15 protein-coding genes are annotated in these 16,559 nt (G+C 64.7%); 9 read left to right on the top strand and 6 right to left on the bottom strand.

The annotated features are described in order from the left end of the window. Positions 1-153 precede the first annotated feature (153 nt). The 7 genes from GA0061098_RS36945 (at position 154) to GA0061098_RS36915 (ending at position 9,125) form a co-directional block, all read left to right on the top strand. Positions 154-1,095: an ABC transporter permease gene (locus GA0061098_RS36945; RefSeq protein WP_165637838.1), complete on the top strand. Its 942-nt coding sequence runs from the start codon at positions 154-156 to the stop codon at positions 1,093-1,095. Positions 1,096-1,112: 17 nt separating this feature from the next. Continuing rightward, positions 1,113-2,000, top strand: a complete 888-nt coding sequence (locus GA0061098_RS36940) for an ABC transporter permease (RefSeq protein WP_028141177.1) — start codon at positions 1,113-1,115, stop codon at positions 1,998-2,000. 128 nt (positions 2,001-2,128) lie between these two features. Further along, positions 2,129-3,778, top strand: a complete 1,650-nt coding sequence (locus tag GA0061098_RS36935; RefSeq protein ID WP_091966268.1) for an ABC transporter ATP-binding protein — start codon at positions 2,129-2,131, stop codon at positions 3,776-3,778. Between the two features lie 211 nt (positions 3,779-3,989). Further along, positions 3,990-5,495: a M81 family metallopeptidase gene (locus GA0061098_RS36930; RefSeq protein ID WP_091966267.1), complete on the top strand. Its 1,506-nt coding sequence runs from the start codon at positions 3,990-3,992 to the stop codon at positions 5,493-5,495. 13 nt (positions 5,496-5,508) lie between these two features. Further along, a complete protein-coding gene (locus GA0061098_RS36925; RefSeq protein ID WP_091966266.1) occupies positions 5,509-6,672 on the top strand; it encodes a M20 aminoacylase family protein in 1,164 nt (387 codons plus the stop codon). 2 nt (positions 6,673-6,674) lie between these two features. Further along, positions 6,675-8,096, top strand: coding sequence for an amidase (locus tag GA0061098_RS36920; RefSeq protein WP_091966265.1), 1,422 nt, complete (start codon positions 6,675-6,677; stop codon positions 8,094-8,096). Positions 8,097-8,234: 138 nt separating this feature from the next. Beyond that, on the top strand, positions 8,235-9,125 hold the full coding sequence (locus GA0061098_RS36915) for a crotonase/enoyl-CoA hydratase family protein (protein ID WP_091966264.1): 891 nt from the start codon (positions 8,235-8,237) through the stop codon (positions 9,123-9,125). Positions 9,126-9,229: 104 nt separating this feature from the next. Here the strand turns inward: GA0061098_RS36915 and GA0061098_RS36910 are convergent, their stop codons facing one another. From GA0061098_RS36910 to GA0061098_RS36900, 3 genes are all read right to left on the bottom strand, one after another. After that, a complete protein-coding gene (locus tag GA0061098_RS36910) occupies positions 9,230-10,207 on the bottom strand; it encodes an NADPH:quinone oxidoreductase family protein (RefSeq protein WP_091966263.1) in 978 nt (325 codons plus the stop codon). Continuing rightward, positions 10,207-10,815: a 2-hydroxychromene-2-carboxylate isomerase gene (locus tag GA0061098_RS36905; protein WP_091966262.1), complete on the bottom strand. Its 609-nt coding sequence runs from the start codon at positions 10,813-10,815 to the stop codon at positions 10,207-10,209. The genes GA0061098_RS36910 and GA0061098_RS36905 overlap by 1 nt, the downstream gene beginning before the upstream one ends. A 176-nt stretch (positions 10,816-10,991) precedes the next feature. Next, entirely contained in the window at positions 10,992-11,693 is a 702-nt protein-coding gene (locus GA0061098_RS36900; protein WP_091966261.1) for a glutathione S-transferase N-terminal domain-containing protein, read from the bottom strand. Positions 11,694-11,824: 131 nt separating this feature from the next. Here GA0061098_RS36900 and GA0061098_RS36895 point away from each other — a divergent pair, with 131 nt between their 5' ends. Next, positions 11,825-12,847 carry a methionine synthase gene (locus GA0061098_RS36895; RefSeq protein WP_091966260.1) on the top strand — a complete coding sequence of 341 codons (1,023 nt, stop codon included), beginning with the start codon at positions 11,825-11,827 and terminating at the stop codon, positions 12,845-12,847. Positions 12,848-12,872: 25 nt separating this feature from the next. Here the strand turns inward: GA0061098_RS36895 and GA0061098_RS36890 are convergent, their stop codons facing one another. From GA0061098_RS36890 to GA0061098_RS36880, 3 genes are read right to left on the bottom strand one after another with little or no spacing between them, the layout of a single operon-like run. After that, entirely contained in the window at positions 12,873-13,535 is a 663-nt protein-coding gene (locus GA0061098_RS36890) for a hypothetical protein (RefSeq protein ID WP_091966259.1), read from the bottom strand. A gap of 24 nt (positions 13,536-13,559) precedes the next feature. Continuing rightward, the gene (gene gpt / locus GA0061098_RS36885) at positions 13,560-14,087 is read right to left on the bottom strand and encodes a xanthine phosphoribosyltransferase (RefSeq protein ID WP_018322072.1); all 528 of its coding nucleotides are present in this window, start codon (positions 14,085-14,087) and stop codon (positions 13,560-13,562) included. A gap of 36 nt (positions 14,088-14,123) precedes the next feature. Beyond that, on the bottom strand, positions 14,124-14,861 hold the full coding sequence (locus GA0061098_RS36880; protein ID WP_027518748.1) for a competence/damage-inducible protein A: 738 nt from the start codon (positions 14,859-14,861) through the stop codon (positions 14,124-14,126). Positions 14,862-15,137: 276 nt separating this feature from the next. On the opposite strand from GA0061098_RS36880, the gene GA0061098_RS36875 reads away from it, so the two are divergent. Continuing rightward, a complete protein-coding gene (locus GA0061098_RS36875) occupies positions 15,138-16,556 on the top strand; it encodes a circularly permuted type 2 ATP-grasp protein (RefSeq protein WP_038949939.1) in 1,419 nt (472 codons plus the stop codon). Positions 16,557-16,559 lie beyond the last annotated feature (3 nt).

Genomic DNA, 16,559 nt, shown 5'->3' with positions numbered 1-16,559 from the left:
TCCGCTTGCCCCCTTGAAGAGGGGTCGCCAAAACAGCTGACCGCACTGCAAAAACTGTGGCCCTGATGGCACGGGAATTGCTGAAATGTTAGGCTGGTGGCAGAACAGGCTATGACCGCTGCCGCCGATTTACTCTAATCTGACGGATCCAACTTGCTCGGATATCTCCTTCGCCGAATCTTCGCCGCCGTGCCCGTGATGGGCGTCGTCGCGCTGTTCGTCTTCCTCCTGCTCCGCCTCACCCCCGGCGATCCCGCCGCGATCCTCGCCGGCGACAATGCAACGCCGGAACGGCTCGAGCGCATCCGCACCTCGCTCGGCCTCAACGAGCCCTTGATCGTGCAGTTCATCACCTGGGTGAACAAGCTGCTGCACGGCGATCTCGGGACCTCACTGATCTCCAATCTGCCTGTGATGAAGATGATCGGCCAGCGCGTCGAGCCGTCGATCTCGATCGCGCTGTGTACCATCATCCTCGCCGTGATCGTGGCGGTTCCCCTCGGCGTGATCGCCGCGTGGAAGCACGGCACCTGGATCGACCGTTTCGTGATGGGGCTTTCCGTGCTCGGCTTCTCGGTGCCGGTGTTCGTGGTCGGCTATATTCTGATCCAGGTCTTCGCGATCGAACTGAGGTGGGTGCCGGTGCAGGGCTTCCGTAGCATCTTTAATGGCTTCGGACCGTTCTTCGAGCGCATGGTCCTGCCGACCTGCGCGCTCTCCTTCATCTACATCGCGTTGATCGCGCGCATGACGCGCGCGGCGATGCTCGACGTGCTCGGCGAGGACTATGTGCGCACCGCGCGCGCCAAGGGGATCAACGAGGTCGCCGTGATGATGCGCCATGCGCTGCGCAACGCCGCCGTGCCCGTGATCACCGTGATCGGCACTGGCTTTGCGCTGCTGATCTCCGGCGTCGTCGTCACCGAGAGCGTGTTCAACATTCCCGGTATCGGCCGCCTCACCGTGGATGCGGTGCTGGCGCGCGACTATCCGGTGATCCAGGCGATGATCCTGCTGACGTCGCTGATCTATGTCGTCGTCAACCTTCTCATCGACGTCGCCTACACCCTGCTCGATCCCCGGATCCGGTACTGAGGCAAGGACAAGAATTAATGTCGGTCGATACCCTTCCCCAGTCGTCCATTCCGATCACGTCGCCGCTGCGGCCGCGCTTCGGCTTCCTCACCTCGACGCCGATCATCGCCACAGCGACAGTCCTGCTCGCGCTGATCATCCTGATCTCGATCCTCGCGCCGCTGATCGCGCCGCATGATCCGATCCAGCTCGCGCCATCGCAACGGCTCAAGCCGTCGTCCGCGCAATTCCTGCTCGGCACCGATGCCTATGGCCGTGACCTGTTGTCGCGCGTCGTCTATGGCGGCCGCATCTCGCTCCTGATCGGCATCGGCTCGGCGATCCTGTCGATCGTCATTGGCCTTGCGATCGGCCTCGTCTCCGGCTTCTTCAAGCTGGTCGATGCCGTGCTGATGCGGGTCATGGACGGCCTGATGGCGATGCCGAGCATCCTGCTCGCGATCGCCGTGGTGTCGCTGTCCGGTGCAAGCCTCTGGACCGTGCTGATCGCGATCACCATCCCCGAGATCCCGCGCGTGGCGCGTCTGGTCCGCTCGGTCGTGCTCTCGGCGCGCGAAGAGCCTTATGTCGAGGCGGCGATCTCGGTCGGCTCGTCGCTGCCCAAGATCATGTGGCGGCATCTGATGCCGAACACGGTGGCGCCGCTGATCGTCCAGGGCACCTATATCTGCGCCAGCGCCATCCTCACCGAGGCGATCCTCTCCTTCCTCGGTGCCGGCATCTCGCCAGAGACGCCGACCTGGGGCAACATTATGGCCGAGGGCCGCCAGTACTTCCAGATCAAGCCGTCGCTGATCTTCTGGCCGGGCCTTCTGCTCTCGATCGCCATCCTCAGCATCAATCTGATCGGCGACGCCGCCCGCGACGCACTCGATCCGCGCATGAAGCAGCGGGAAGGCAAGTGATTTGTCTCGCCGGCCCTGCCCCTTGTTCCGTCATTGCGAGCGAAGCCAAGCAATCCAGTCTGCATCCGCGGAAGGACTTCTGGATTGCTTCGTCGCTTCGCGCCTCGCAATGACGATGGAGTGACCTGATGACCAACACCGTCCTCGACATCAACAACCTCGTCGTCTCCGTCGGCAAGAAGCCGGGCGGGCCAAAGATCATCGACGGCATCTCGATCCAGGTCCGCGAGCGCGAGACGCTGTGCCTCGTCGGCGAAAGCGGCTCGGGCAAGTCGGTGACTTCGCTGACCACGATGGGCCTGCTGCCGAAGGGGACGCTGGTTCCGACCAGCGGCAGCATCAAGCTGGTCGGCGAAGAGCTGCTCACCGCGACCGACCGCCGCCTGCGCCAGCTGCGCGCCACGCAGATGGCGATGATCTTCCAGGAACCGATGACCGCGCTCAATCCAGTGGTGCCGGTCGGCCGCCAAATCGACGAGGTGCTGCGCGCGCACACCAAGCTCGACGCCAGGGCGCGCAAGAAGCGCATTCTCGACATGATGGAGCAGGTCCACCTGCCCCAGGTCGAACGCATCTTCGCCTCCTATCCCCACCGACTTTCCGGCGGCCAGCGCCAGCGCATCATGATCGCGATGGCACTCGTGCTTGAGCCGAAGCTGCTGATCGCGGACGAGCCGACCACCGCGCTCGACGTCACCACGCAGAAGCAGATCCTGTCCCTGATCCGCGAGCTCCAGCGCGATCACGGCACGGCCGTGCTGTTCATCACCCACGACATGGGCGTGGTCGCCGAGATCGCCGACCGCGTCGCAGTGATGCGGCAGGGCCGGCTGGTCGAAGCCGGCCCGCTCGAGACCGTGCTGCGCAATCCGACCATGGAATACACCCGCAATCTGCTCGCCTCGGTGCCGAGCCTGGTGCCGCGGCCGCCGCGCGAGGAGAGCCGCGAGCCCGTGGTGCTGGAGGCCAACGATCTCAGCAAGGTCTACAAGGAGCGCGCCTTCTTCGGCAAAGGCCGCGAGGTCGTCGCCGCCGACAAGGTGACGCTGACGCTGCGCAAGGGCCGCACCCTCGGCATCGTCGGCGAAAGCGGCTCCGGCAAGTCGACCGTGGCGCGCTGCATCGTCCGCCTGATCGATCCGACCTCCGGCGGCGTGCGCCTCGCCGGCCGAGAGATCGCCGGCATCTCGCGCCGCCTGCTGCAGCCGCACCGGCAGAAGATCCAGATCGTGTTCCAGGATCCCTACCGCTCGCTCAACCCGCGCGTCACCGTCGGCGAAAGCATTGCAGAGGGCCCGATCAATTACGGCGTCGCCCATCCCGATGCGATGAAACGCGCCCGCGAGCTGCTCGAGCTCGTCGGCCTGCCCCCTGATGCGGTATCGCGCTATCCGCACCAGTTCTCCGGCGGCCAGCGCCAGCGTATCGCCATTGCGCGCGCGCTCGCGCTCGATCCGGACGTGCTGGTCGCGGATGAAGCGGTCTCCGCGCTCGACGTTTCGGTGCAGGCGCAGGTGCTGGAACTCTTCGACGAGATCCAGAAGCGCCTCGGCATCGCGATCCTGTTCATCACCCACGATCTGCGTGTCGCAGCGCAAATCTGCGACGAGGTCGTGGTGATGCAGCACGGCCGTGTCGTCGAGCAGGGCCCGGCTGCCGAGGTGCTGACGCATCCGAAGGAGGCCTACACCAGGGCGCTGCTGGACGCCGCTCCGGGGCGCGACTGGGACTTTGCGAACTTCCGGCCGGTCGCAGAGGGCGTGGGGGCCACGGCGTAGGTTCATCCTCGTCATTGCGAGCGTAGCGAAGCAATCCAGAATCCCTCCGCGGAAAGACTCTGGATTGCTTCGCTACGCTCGCAATGACGGTGTGCGCGGCACACATTCCCAAAACAGCTTGACCCTATGCGCAACGCGAGTGCGTCCCACCTTGCTCTCTCCTCAAGGCCAAGGCTAACGTCCTTCCTCTTTGCTCACTGGACCAGAATTAATGACACGCATCGCCGTCGGCGGCTTCCTGCACGAGACCAATACCTTCGCTCCCACCCAGGCGACCTTCGCCGACTTCCAGCATGGTGGCGGCTGGCCTGCGATGACAGAAGGCGCCGACGTGCTGAAGGCGATGCGGCGCATCAATGTCGGCCTCGCCGGCTTCGTCGACAGCGCCGAGGCCAATGGCTGGGAACTCATCCCGACGATCGCCTGCGGTGCGAGCCCATCGGCGCATGTCACCAAGGATGCTTTCGAGCGCATCGTGAAGGTGATGGTCGACGGCATCAAAGCTGCCGGCCCGCTCGATGCGGTCTATCTCGACCTGCACGGCGCGATGGTGACCGAGCATCTCGACGACGGCGAAGGCGAGATTCTGGCGCGCGTGCGCCGCGTCATCGGCAAGGATGTTCCGCTGGTCACGAGCCTCGACCTGCACGCCAACGTCACGCCCGAGATGATGGAACATGCCGACGCGCTGATCGCCTACCGCACCTATCCGCATGTCGACATGGCCGAGACCGGCCGCGCCTCCGCGCGGCATCTGGCGCTGCTGTTGAACACGAAGCAGCGCTTTGCCAAATCGTTCCGGCAATTGCCGTTCCTGATCCCGATCAGCTGGCAATGCACCAACGACCAGCCGACCAAAGGCATCTACGAACAGCTCGCCGCGTTGGAGAGCGATGCGGTTCCGACGCTCTCCTTCGCACCCGGATTTCCCGCCGCCGATTTCCGCGATTGCGGGCCGAGCGTGTTCGCCTATGGCAGGACGCAAGCCGATGCCGACCGTGCGGCCGATGCGATCATCAAGCTGATCGAAAGCCACGAAGACGATTTCGACGGCAAGATCTGGTCGCCCGACGACGGCGTGCGCCATGCGATGGAGCTGTCGAAAGGCGCGAGGAAGCCGATCATCATCGCCGACACCCAGGACAATCCCGGTGCCGGCGGCGATTCCGACACGACAGGCATGCTGCGCGCGCTCGTGCGCAACAAAGCGAGCGCCGCGACCGGGGCGATCTACGATCCGGTCTCGGCCAAGGCCGCGCATGACGCCGGCGTCGGTGCCACCGTGACGCTGTCGCTCGGCGGCAAGTCCGGCATTCCCGGTGACGCGCCCTATCGCGAGACCTTCGTGGTCGAAAAGCTGTCCGACGGCCGCTTCATCGCGCCGGGCCCTTACTATGGCGGCCGCGAGATGGAGATGGGGCCCTCCGCTTGCCTGCGCATCGGCGATGTCCGCGTCGTCGTCTCCTCGCACAAGGCGCAGCTCGCCGACCAGGCGATGTACCGCTATGTCGGCATCGAGCCGACTAAGGAGAAGATTCTGGTCAACAAGAGCTCGGTGCACTTCCGCGCCGATTTCGAGCCGATCGCGGAAAAGCTGATGATCTGCGCCGCGCCCGGCGCGATGCCGGCCGACACCGCCACCCTGCCCTGGACGCGCCTGCGGCCGGGCATCCGCATCAAGCCGAAAGGCCCCGTTTTCACGCCTCCCTCACGCTAACTGGACAGAACCCATGCCCACGATCGACCGCATCGACGGTTACGCCGACGAGCTCACCGCCATCCGCCGCGACCTGCACGCCCATCCCGAGATCGGATTCGAGGAAGTGCGCACCTCCGGCATCGTCGCCGACAAGCTGAAGAGCTGGGGCATCGAGGTGCATCGCGGTCTCGGCGGTACCGGCGTGATCGGCGTGATCAAGGGCAAGGGTTCGGGCAACAAGCGCATTGGCCTCCGCGCCGACATGGACGCGCTGCCGATGGAAGAGAACACCAATCTGAAGTGGAGCTCGAAAATCCCCGGCCGCTTCCACGGCTGCGGCCATGACGGCCACACCGCCATGCTGCTCGGCACCGCGCGCTATCTCGCCGAGACCAAGAACTTCGACGGCACCGTGCACCTGATCTTCCAGCCGGCCGAGGAAGGCCTCGGCGGCGCCCGCGCGATGATCAAGGACGGCCTGTTCGAAAAATTCCCCTGCGACGAGCTATACGGCCTGCACAACGCGCCCGACCTCAACCATGGCGAGATCGCGATCCTGCCGGGCCCGGCGATGGCCAGCGCCGACTTCTTCGACCTGCGTATCACCGGCTATGGCGCGCATGGCGCGATGCCCGAGCGCTCCAAGGACGCGGTGATCATCGCGACCACGCTGGCGCAGGCGATCCAGACCATCGTCAGCCGCAACGTCGAGCCGCTGCAGGCCGCGGTGGTGTCGATCACCCAGATCCACGCGGGCTCCGCCTACAACGTCATTCCCGGCGACGCGCATCTTTGCGGCACCATCCGCACCTTCTCGAAGGAAGTTCGCACCCTGGTCAGCGAACGCATCCGCACCATCTGCGCCGGCATCGCAAGCGCCTACCAGTGCGTGATCGACGTCGAAATCCGCGATACGTTCGGCGTGCTGGTCAACCAGGTCGAGCAGTCCAAGGTGGTCGAGGACGTCGCGCGCACCATCGTCGACCCCGCCAACGTAATCACCCGCGCCCAGCCCAAGATGGGCAGCGAGGATTTCGCCGACATGCTGGAGACCATTCCCGGCGCCTATTTCTGGGTCGGCCATGACGGCAACGTGCCCGTGCACAATCCCGGCTTCGTGCTCGACGACAAGATCCTGCCGATCGGCGCCAGCATGTTCGCCCGGATCATCGAAACGCGCATGCCGGTGGGCTAGAAATGCATAAAAAGAGCGTCGAAGATGCCGTCACCTCGCTGCACGATCTGTCCGCGGTCGACCTGATCGCGGGCTATCGCGCCAAGCAATTCTCGCCGAGCGAGGTGCTGGAGGATTTGCTCGCGCATGTCGCTGCGTGGGAGCCGCATCTGAAGGCGCTCTATGCGTTCGATCCCGATAGCGCGCGCGAGGCCGCCAAGGCCTCGACCGCGCGCTGGACCGGCGGCGAGCCGTCGGGAGCGCTCGACGGCGTGCCTGTTACGGTGAAGGACAACATCGCGACCAAGGGCGTGCCGGTGCCGCTGGGCGCTGCCAGCGTCAAGTTCGTGCCGGCCGAGAAGGATGCCCCGCCCGCCGCGCGCCTGCGCGAGGCCGGCGCGGTCATCTTCGCCAAGACCACCATGCCCGATTACGGCATGCTGTCGTCCGGACTCTCCAGTTTCCACGCACTCGCGCGTAACCCCTGGGACCTGTCCAAGAATCCCGGCGGCTCCAGTGCGGGCGCAGGCGCGGCTGCCGCGGCCGGTTATGGTCCGCTGCATCTCGGCACCGATATCGGCGGCTCGGTCCGCCTGCCCGCGGCCTGGTGCGGCCTCGTCGGCCTGAAGCCGAGCTTCGGCCGGGTGCCGATCGACCCCACCTATGTCGGGCGCGTCGCCGGCCCCATGACCCGCACGGTCGACGATTGCGCGCTGATGATGAGCGTGATCGCAAAACCCGACCGGCGCGACGGCATGAGCCTGCCCGCCGAGCCGCTGAACTGGAGGGGAGCGGAGAAGTCTCCGCGCAAGCTGCGCATCGGCCTGATGCTCGATCCCGGCTGCGGCCTAGCGCTGGAGAAGCCGGTGCGTGAGGTCGCGGTGAAAGCGGCGAAAGCATTCGAATCCGCAGGCAGCGTCGTGACCGAAGTCGACGGCATCCTCACGCGCGAGATGCTCGACGGCCTCGACAACTTCTGGCGCGCGCGGATGTGGGATGATCTGGCCAAGCTGACGCCGGCCGAACAGGCCAAGGTGCTGCCCAATATCTTCAAATGGGGCGAGTCCGGCGCGAAGCTCTCGGGCGTCGAGGTCATCCGCGGCTTCAACCAGACCATGGCGATCCGGGCCGCGGCTTCAAAGCTGTTCTGCGAGCTTGATTACGTGATCTCGCCGACTGCACCGAACGTGAACTATCCGGCGGACTGGGCCTCGCCGACCAACGACCCCATGAAACCGTTCGAGCACATCGCCTATACCGTGCCGTGGAATATGTCGGAGAACCCTGCCATCTCGATCAACGGCGGCTTCGACGCCAAGGGTTTTCCCATTGGCGTGCAGATCGTCGGCCGCCGCTTCGACGACATCGGCGTGCTCGGCATGGCCAAGGCTTTCGAGGCCCTGCGCGGCGCGCAGAAGCCCTGGCCGAAGCCTCCGGCTCATTAAGCGCGCATCTAGCGTCTCAGCACAAATCGTCATGCGCGGGCTCGACCCGCGCATCCATCCTCTTCAAAAAAGATGGATTGCCGGGTCAAGCCCGGCAATGACAGAATTGATTCAAGAATGACAAGGAAGGAAACCACCATGGCGTATGAGACGATCAAATATGAGGTCGCCGAGCAGATCCTCACCATCACCCTGAACCGGCCCGACAAGCTCAACGCCTTCAACGCGCAGATGCAGGCAGAGCTGATCGACGCGTTCGACGCCGCCGACAAGGACGACAATGTCCGCGCCATCATCGTGACAGGCGCCGGCCGTGGTTTTTGCGCGGGCGCCGATCTTTCGTCGGGCGCCGACACGTTCGACCGCGATGCGCGACGCGGGCCGGTGAAGCGTTTTGCCGACGGCAAAGTCGACTACAGCGATCCCCAGGTACGCGACGGCGGCGGCCAGGTGACCTTGCGCATCTTCAAGTGCCTCAAGCCCGTCATCGCCGCGGTGAATGGCCCCGCGGTCGGCATCGGCGTCACCATGCAGCTCGCCATGGACATCCGCATTGCCTCCGACGCCGCGCGCTTCGGCTTCGTGTTCTCCCAGCGCGGCATCGTGCCGGAGGCCGCGTCGAGCTGGTTCCTGCCGCGCATCGTCGGCATCTCGCAGGCACTGGAATGGTGCTATTCGGGCCGCGTCTTCCCGGCCCAGGAAGCCCTCGCCGGCCGTCTCGTCAGCAAGGTCGTCGCCCCCGATGACCTCCTGCCGACCGCCCGCGCGCTCGCCAAGGAATTCGCGGCGAAGACCGCACCGGTCTCGGTCGCGCTGATCCGCCAGATGATGTGGCGCATGATGGGCGCCGACGATCCGATGGAAGCCCACAAGGTCGACAGCCGTGGCATCTACACCCGCGGCCGCTCCGACGACGTCAAGGAAGGCGTGGTGTCGTTCCTGGAAAAGCGCCCCGCGCAGTTCAAGAACAAGGTGTCCAGCGACATGCCGGACTATTTCCCGTGGTGGACGGAACGGGAGTATAAGTGACCCTCTCGTAGGGTGGGCAAAGCGAAGCGTGCCCACGCACTTTTTGCAATCGAGAGAGATGGTGGGCACGGCGCAAGAGCGCCTTTGCCCACCCTACGGCACCGTCACTCCATCATCAGCGCCACACGCCCGATCGCCTTGCGGTCGATCAAGAGCCGCATGGCCTTCGCATAATCTTCCAGCGGCAAGCGGTGTGAAACGTTGGGGCGCAGCTTGCCCTCCTCCGCCCATTGCAAGAGCGCTTTCAGGCGCACCTCGCCAAGTGCGGGATTCTTTCGTACCGCTTCGCCGGCACGCACGCCGAGCACGCTGGCGCCCTTGATCAGCAGCAGGTTGGTCTTGGCGGAGCCGATGCCGCCGGTGAAGCCGATCACGAGGAGCCGCGCGCCCCAGGCGATGCAGCGCATCGAGTCTTCGAAGACCTGGCCGCCGACGGGATCGAACACGACGTCGGCGCCGCGACCATCGGTGATGCGCTTGACGGCGTCGCGAAACGGCTCGCGGTCATAGCGGATAAGATGATCGGCGCCGCGCGCCTTGGCGATGGCGAGCTTCTCGTCGCTGGACGCGGTCGCGATCACGGTCGCGCCCAGCATCTTGCCGATTTCGACGGCGGCCAGTCCCGTGCCGCCACCGGCGCCATGCACCAGCAGCACCTCCCCCGGCTCGACCCGGCCGCGATCGATCAGCGCATGATAGGCCGTGCCATGGCCAGCAAGATAGGTCGCAGCCTCGGCGTAATCGAACGTCGACGGCATAGGGGTGAGCTGCGACGGCGTGACGATGGCCTCGTCGGTGAATGCGCCGTGCCGCATCTTCACGATGACCTTGGCGCCAACAGAAACGCCCTTCGCCTCCGCACCCACTTCGGTCACATCGCCGGCTGCTTCCATGCCGGGCGTGAACGGCAGCTCCGGCTTGAGCTGATATTGGCCGGCGGCCATCAGCACGTCGGGAAAGTTCAGCCCGGCGGCCCGGATCGCAACGCGCACCTCGCCCGGCTTCAGGGCGCGCGACGGAAACTCTTCCAGCCGCAAGGTTTCGGGCTCGCCGAGCGAGTGGCAGACGACGGCGCGCACCATCAGGCCGCGCTCGCCTTGCTGCGCAACAGCGCCTCGCGGATCAGCGGCAGGCGGTCATTGCCGAAATACATGTCGGTCTTGCCGACGAAGATCGTCGGCGAGCCGAAGCCACCGCGCGCGACGACCTCTTCCGTATTCGCCTTGAGCTGATCCTTGATCGCCTGCTCCGAAATGCCGGCGAAGAATTTCGGCTCGTCGATGCCGACCTTCCTGCAGATCTCGGCGAGCACGGAGTCCTGCGAGATATCCTTGTCCTCGCCCCAATAGGCCTCGAACAATGCGGTCGCGAACGGCACCATGTCCTTGCCGAGCCAGATGCAGCCGCGCATGGCCTTGACGCTGTTCACCGGAAACACCGTCGGCGGCATCTTGATCGCAAGGCCCGCGGAGCGCGACCAGTCCTGAAGGTCCTTCTTCATGTAGCGCGCCTTCAGCGGCACCGGCGTCTCGCGTTGCGCGTAGACGCTCGGATTGACCGTATTGAAGATGCCGCCGACCAGGATCGGCCGCCAGACGATCTCGGCGCCCAGCTCCCTGGCGAGCGGCCGGATGTTGTGGAAGGCGAGATAGGTCCAGGGGCTGGAGCAGTCGAAGAAGAATTCGATCATGGCGTTTCCTTTGCTCTCGTCATTCCGGGGCGCGCCCTCTTGGGCGCGAACTACGGTGCGCAATTGCGCACCTGAGAATCCATTTCACCAGCCTTGTTGCGGCCCGATGGATTCTCGGGTGCGCAATTGCGCACCATAGTTCGCGCTTCGCGCGCCCCGGAATGACGGCGTTGCCGTCACTTCCTTCCCAACACTTCCTTCGCACGCTGGCCGAACATGATCTTGCGTGATTCCTCGTCGAACGGCTCTTTCACGAATTTTCCGATCGCAAGCCCCGCCTGCACCTGCGGCCTGGCGCGCACCAGGGCGTACCAGCGCTTGACGTTCGGATAGTCGTCGAGCGTAAAGCCCTGCGCCTTGTGGGTCATGGTCCAGGGGAAGCAGGCGATGTCGGCAATGGAATAGTCGCCGGCGACATGGGCCCCGGTCTTCTCCAGCTGCCGGTCGAGCACGCCGTAGAGCCGGGCCGCCTCGTCGCGGTAGCGCTCGATCGCATAGGGGATCTTCTCCGCCGCATAGAGCGCAAAATGCCCGTGCTGGCCGAGCATCGGCCCGAGACCGGCCATCTGCCACATCACCCACTGGATGGTGGCGGAACGCCCGCGCAAGTCAGTGGGCAAGAAACGGCCGGTCTTTTCCGCGAGATAAATCAGAATTGCGCCGGTCTCGAACACCGAGAACGGCCCGCCGCCGTCGGCGGGTGCGTGATCGACGATCGCGGGGATGCGGTTGTTCGGGGAGATCGCCAGGAACTCGGGACTGAACTGCTCGCCGGCGCGGATGTTGACGGGCTTCACCGTATAGGGAAGTCCGAGCTCTTCCAGCATGATCGAGATTTTCCAGCCGTTCGGCGTCGGCGCGTAATGGAGATCGATCATGACCTTTCCCTCGGCATCCTTTGGCCTTCCCTGTCGATGCCGCCAGCTAAAATAACGACTTTTGTTGTTCTGTACCTCGACGTTAGGACATGGCAGGAAGGGGCGCAACACAACCCGCCGGGAGAGCCGCCATGCTGTTTCCAACCACGATCGCCGGCTCCTTGCCGAAGCCGGAATGGCTTGCCGAACCCAACATGCTTTGGGCGCCCTGGAAGTCGCAGGGCGACGAGTTGCTCCGCGCCAAGCGCGACGCGACATTGATCTGGCTGAAGATCCAGGAGGACGCCGGCATCGACATCCTCACCGAGGGCGAGCAGGCCCGGCAGCATTTCGTGCACGGTTTTCTGGAGAAGATCGAAGGCATCGATTTCGCGCACAAGGTCGAGATGGGCATCCGCAAGGACCGCTACAAGGCGATGGTGCCGCAGGTGGTCGCCCCGCTGCGGCTCAAGGGCCGCGTCCATGCCTTCGAGGCGCGCGCGGCGCGCACGCACACGAAGAGGAAGCTGAAGTTCACCCTGCCCGGCCCGATGACCATCATCGACACCATTGCCGATCGCTACTATGGCGACCGCGTCAAGATGGCGTTTGCCTTCGCCGAGTTGCTCAACCAGGAGGCCCGGGCGCTGCAGGCCGACGGCATCGATCTCGTGCAGTTCGACGAGCCCGCCTTCAATGTCTACATGGACGAGGTCAACGATTGGGGCATCAAGGCGCTGGAGCGCGCTGCGCAGGGCCTCACCTGCGCCACCGCCGTGCACATCTGCTACGGCTACGGCATCAAGGCCAACACCGACTGGAAGGAAACGTTAGGCAGCCAATGGCGGCAATATGAGCAGATCTTTCCGGCGATCGATGCGAGCCCGATCCAGCAGGTCGCGATCGAATGCCGCAATTCGAAAGTGCCGCTCGATCTGCTCGCGCTCTTGAGGAACAAGATCGTGCAGGCCGGGGTGATCGACGTTGCCAGCGACACCGTGGAGACCGCAGAGGATGTCGTGAAGGTGATCGACGCGGTGGCGAAATTCGTCCCCAAGAGCAACATCATCGCCACCACCAATTGCGGCATGGCCCCGATGCGGCGCGAGATCGCCGAAGCCAAGCTGATGGCGCTCGGCGCCGGCGCCGCGCTGGCGCGCGAGAAGCTGGGGTGATGGCGGTGATCCCCCGGCCGCTCTGCTAATCCAGAGCGGTCGGATGCAGCGCCGGTTGATATCCCGCGCTCAGCGCACGCAGCGTGGACGGGGGCGTCAGCAGCATTGGGCTCTCCACCTCGTGCCCGGCGCGGGCATAGCCGGCTGGCGACCATAACAGCGGCCGACCCTTCATCACCAGAAAGCTCTCCTCCCCCTGCTGCACCATCGCGCCGTCGGGCATTTCTGCGAGCGACACCGATAGTGGGTGCAAACGCTTGCGGCCGCCATCGAGACGCTCCAGGTGGAGCTGGGCATCCATCGCCTTCGCACTCACCTTACTCACGCCATTCCCCTTCTCCCACGCCGCGCGAAAGCGGTTGGCATCCTCGCGCCGGCAGAAGAAACAGGGACGATGGCCGGCGGCAAAGGCGGTGGCCTCGTCGAGAAAGAACAGCTCGGTCCAGCTCCGCCGCGCCATCACCGGCCGGCGCCAGCCGCGGAATTCACACAGGCATGTAATCCATGCCGGCGACGACCAGCGCTTGTTCAGCAGCGTCTTCGTTTCGGGATCATGGATGATGCCGCGATTGCCGGTGAATGTGCCGCGGTGTGGGGTAGCGATGATGTCGCCTAGCGGCGTGACGCGGTTTTGGAGAGGGCGAGTAGCGAATGGCGAATTGCGAGTGGAGGGGCTGCTATTCGCCATTCGCCATTCGCCATTCGCCTTTGATCACGCCGCGCCGTCGCGCAGCGGCGGGTGATAGGACAGCGCGGTGTCCCAGGGGAAGAAGATCCAGGTATCCTGCGAGACTTCCGTGATGAAGGTGTCGACCAGCGGGCGCCCCTTCGGCTTGGCGTAGACGGTGGCGAAATGCGCATCGGGCAGCATCTCGCGCACCAGCTTGCCGGTCTTGCCGGTGTCGACGAGATCGTCGACGATCAACAGCCCCTTGCCAGTGCCACCCCCAAGCTTCATGGCCTGTTCCGAAATACCCTTGAGGACCTGGAGGTCGCCCTGCTTGTCGTGGTCGTAGCTGGCGACGCAGACCGTATCGATGATGCGCACGCCAAGCTCGCGCGCCACGATCGCGGCCGGCACCAGGCCGCCGCGGGTGATCGCGATCACGGCGTGGAACGGGCCGACTTCGTTGAGCCGCCAGGTCAGCGCCCGGCAGTCGCGGTGGAACTGGTCCCACGAGACCGGAAAGGCCTTGCCCGCCCGCTCCTGCGCACTCAGTTCCGGTGCTTCACCAGCCATTGTCGTCTCCTGCTTCGCCTGCCGGCAAATTCCCTGCTAACGAGTGATGTTCAATCCTGCCAGCATTTCCTTCACAGCGGCCATGGCTGCCGCGAGCTTGTCCGCATCGCGCGAGCGCACCACGAGGTTCGTATTCGGCTTCTGCTCTTCGTCCATGAAGGGGTAGCTGCCGATGATGGTGTCGGGATGAGCGGCGGCGATCGCGCGCAAGGGGCTGCCGATGTCGCCCTCCCGCGCATTGGCGCGGACCGATTCGGAGAGCATGCGCACGCCCGATTTCAGCTTGGGCGAGACGATGTCCATCATCGCCTGCATGATCGAGGGCACGCCGGCCATCACGATGACATTGCCGATCTTGAAGCCGGGCGCGAGGATGGTGGCGCTCTGGATCAGCTCGGCACCGTCGGGGATGCGGGCCATCCGCAAGCGGGCCTCGTTGAGATCCTGCTCGCTCCAGCGCTCGCGGAAACGGGCGACCACCTCCGGATGGTGGTCGATGCCGACGCCGAACGCCTTGGCGACGCTGTCGGCGGTGATGTCGTCATGGGTCGGCCCGATGCCACCGGTGGTGAAGACGTAGGTGTAGCGATGCCGCAGTGCATCCAAGGCAGCGATGATATCGGGCTCGTCATCGGAGACGACTCGGACCTCCTTCAAATCGATGCCGATATTGGTCAGGTATTCGGCGATGAAACCGATATTCTTGTCCTTGGTCCGGCCGGACAGGATTTCGTCCCCAATGACCAGAATGCCCGCCGTGACGATCTCGCTCATAACTTAAGTCCCTCACCTGTGGCGCCGACTTTGCCGAGGTAACGCGTTGAAGTCACGCGGTTTTGCTGTCGAAATAAGCAGTCCTCAGCCATTTTTTCAGGCAAGCCGCCGGCCATCCCCGACAAATGCTGCCGGTCCATGCTTATCGCGCTGGCCCGGCCCTTGCTACCACATGAAAGTCATGCACTCTTGCCGCATGGTCAGGACGTTGCGGCTTCACCAGAGCCTGACGACCTGTCCATTGGCGCAACGCCTTGCGGAGAACAGTCGGCATCTATGGCAGTCGCGTTTGATGAAATGAATATTCCCGGCGGGGACCTTCGCCCCGCCTATCAGGAGCTGGCGCGCTGGCTCAAGGAGACGCCTCCCGAGGCGCTTGAATATCGCCGCCAGGAGGCCGAGCTGCTGTTCCGCCGCATCGGCATCACCTTCGCGGTCTATGGCGAGGCCGAGTCCACCGAGCGCCTGATCCCCTTCGACGTGATCCCGCGGATCATGTCGGGCAAGGAATGGGCACTGCTGGAGAAGGGCCTGAAGCAGCGCGTGCGCGCGCTCAACATGTTCCTGCGCGACATCTATCACGGCCGCGACATCCTGCGCGCCGAGATCGTGCCCGACGATCTGATCTTCCAGAACCCGGTGTTCCGGCCCGAGATGAACGGCCAGCAGGTGCCGCACGACGTCTATGTGCACATCGCCGGCATCGACATCGTCCGGGTCGATGCCAACGACTTCATCGTGCTCGAGGACAATGCGCGCACGCCGTCCGGCGTGTCCTACATGCTGGAAAACCGCGAGATCATGATGCGGTTGTTTCCGGATCTGTTCGCCCGCCACAAGGTGGCGCCGGTCGAGCGCTATCCGGACGAGCTGCTCTCGGCGCTCCGCTCTGTCGCGCCGCTCAGCGCCTCGGGCGAGCCGACCGTCGCCCTGCTCACCCCCGGCGTCTACAACTCGGCCTATTACGAGCACTCCTTCCTCGCCGACAAGCTCGGCATCGAGCTGGTCGAGGGCCGCGACCTCATCGTCAAGAACAACGAAGTGTTCATGCGGACGACGGAGGGCGTGAAGCGGGTCGACGTGATCTATCGCCGGGTCGACGACGACTTCCTCGATCCCCTCACCTTCCGTCCCGATTCCGCGCTCGGCGTGCCCGGGCTGATGTCGGCCTATGCGGCCGGCAACATCACGCTCGCCAACGCCGTCGGCACCGGGATTGCCGACGACAAGGCGATCTACTCCTACATGCCGGACATCGTGAAATTCTATCTCGGCGAGGAGCCGATCCTGAAGAACGTGCCGACCTGGCGCTGCCGCGAGCCGAAGGACCTCGCCTATGTGCTGGATCATTTGAGCGAGCTCGTCGTCAAGGAAGTGCACGGCTCCGGCGGCTACGGCATGCTGATCGGGCCCGCCGCGACGAAGGCAACGATCGAAGCGTTCCGCGAGAAGCTCAAGCGCGAGCCCGAAGGTTTTATCGCGCAGCCGACGCTGGCGCTCTCGACCTGCCCGACTTGCACCGCAAGCGGCCTTGCCCCGCGCCATGTCGATTTGCGGCCCTTCGTGCTCACCGGCAGCAAGAGCACCACCATCGTGCCGGGCGGCCTGACACGCGTCGCGCTGAAGGAAGGCTCCCTGGTGGTGAATTCGAGCCAGGGCGGCGGCACCAAAGACACCTGGATCCTGGACGAGTAGTCA

The sequence above is a fragment of the Bradyrhizobium shewense genome, from assembly GCF_900094605.1.
Lineage (GTDB): Bacteria > Pseudomonadota > Alphaproteobacteria > Rhizobiales > Xanthobacteraceae > Bradyrhizobium > Bradyrhizobium shewense.
Note: the sequence above shows the minus strand (reverse complement) of the source record. Positions and strands in the feature narration are given on the sequence as shown.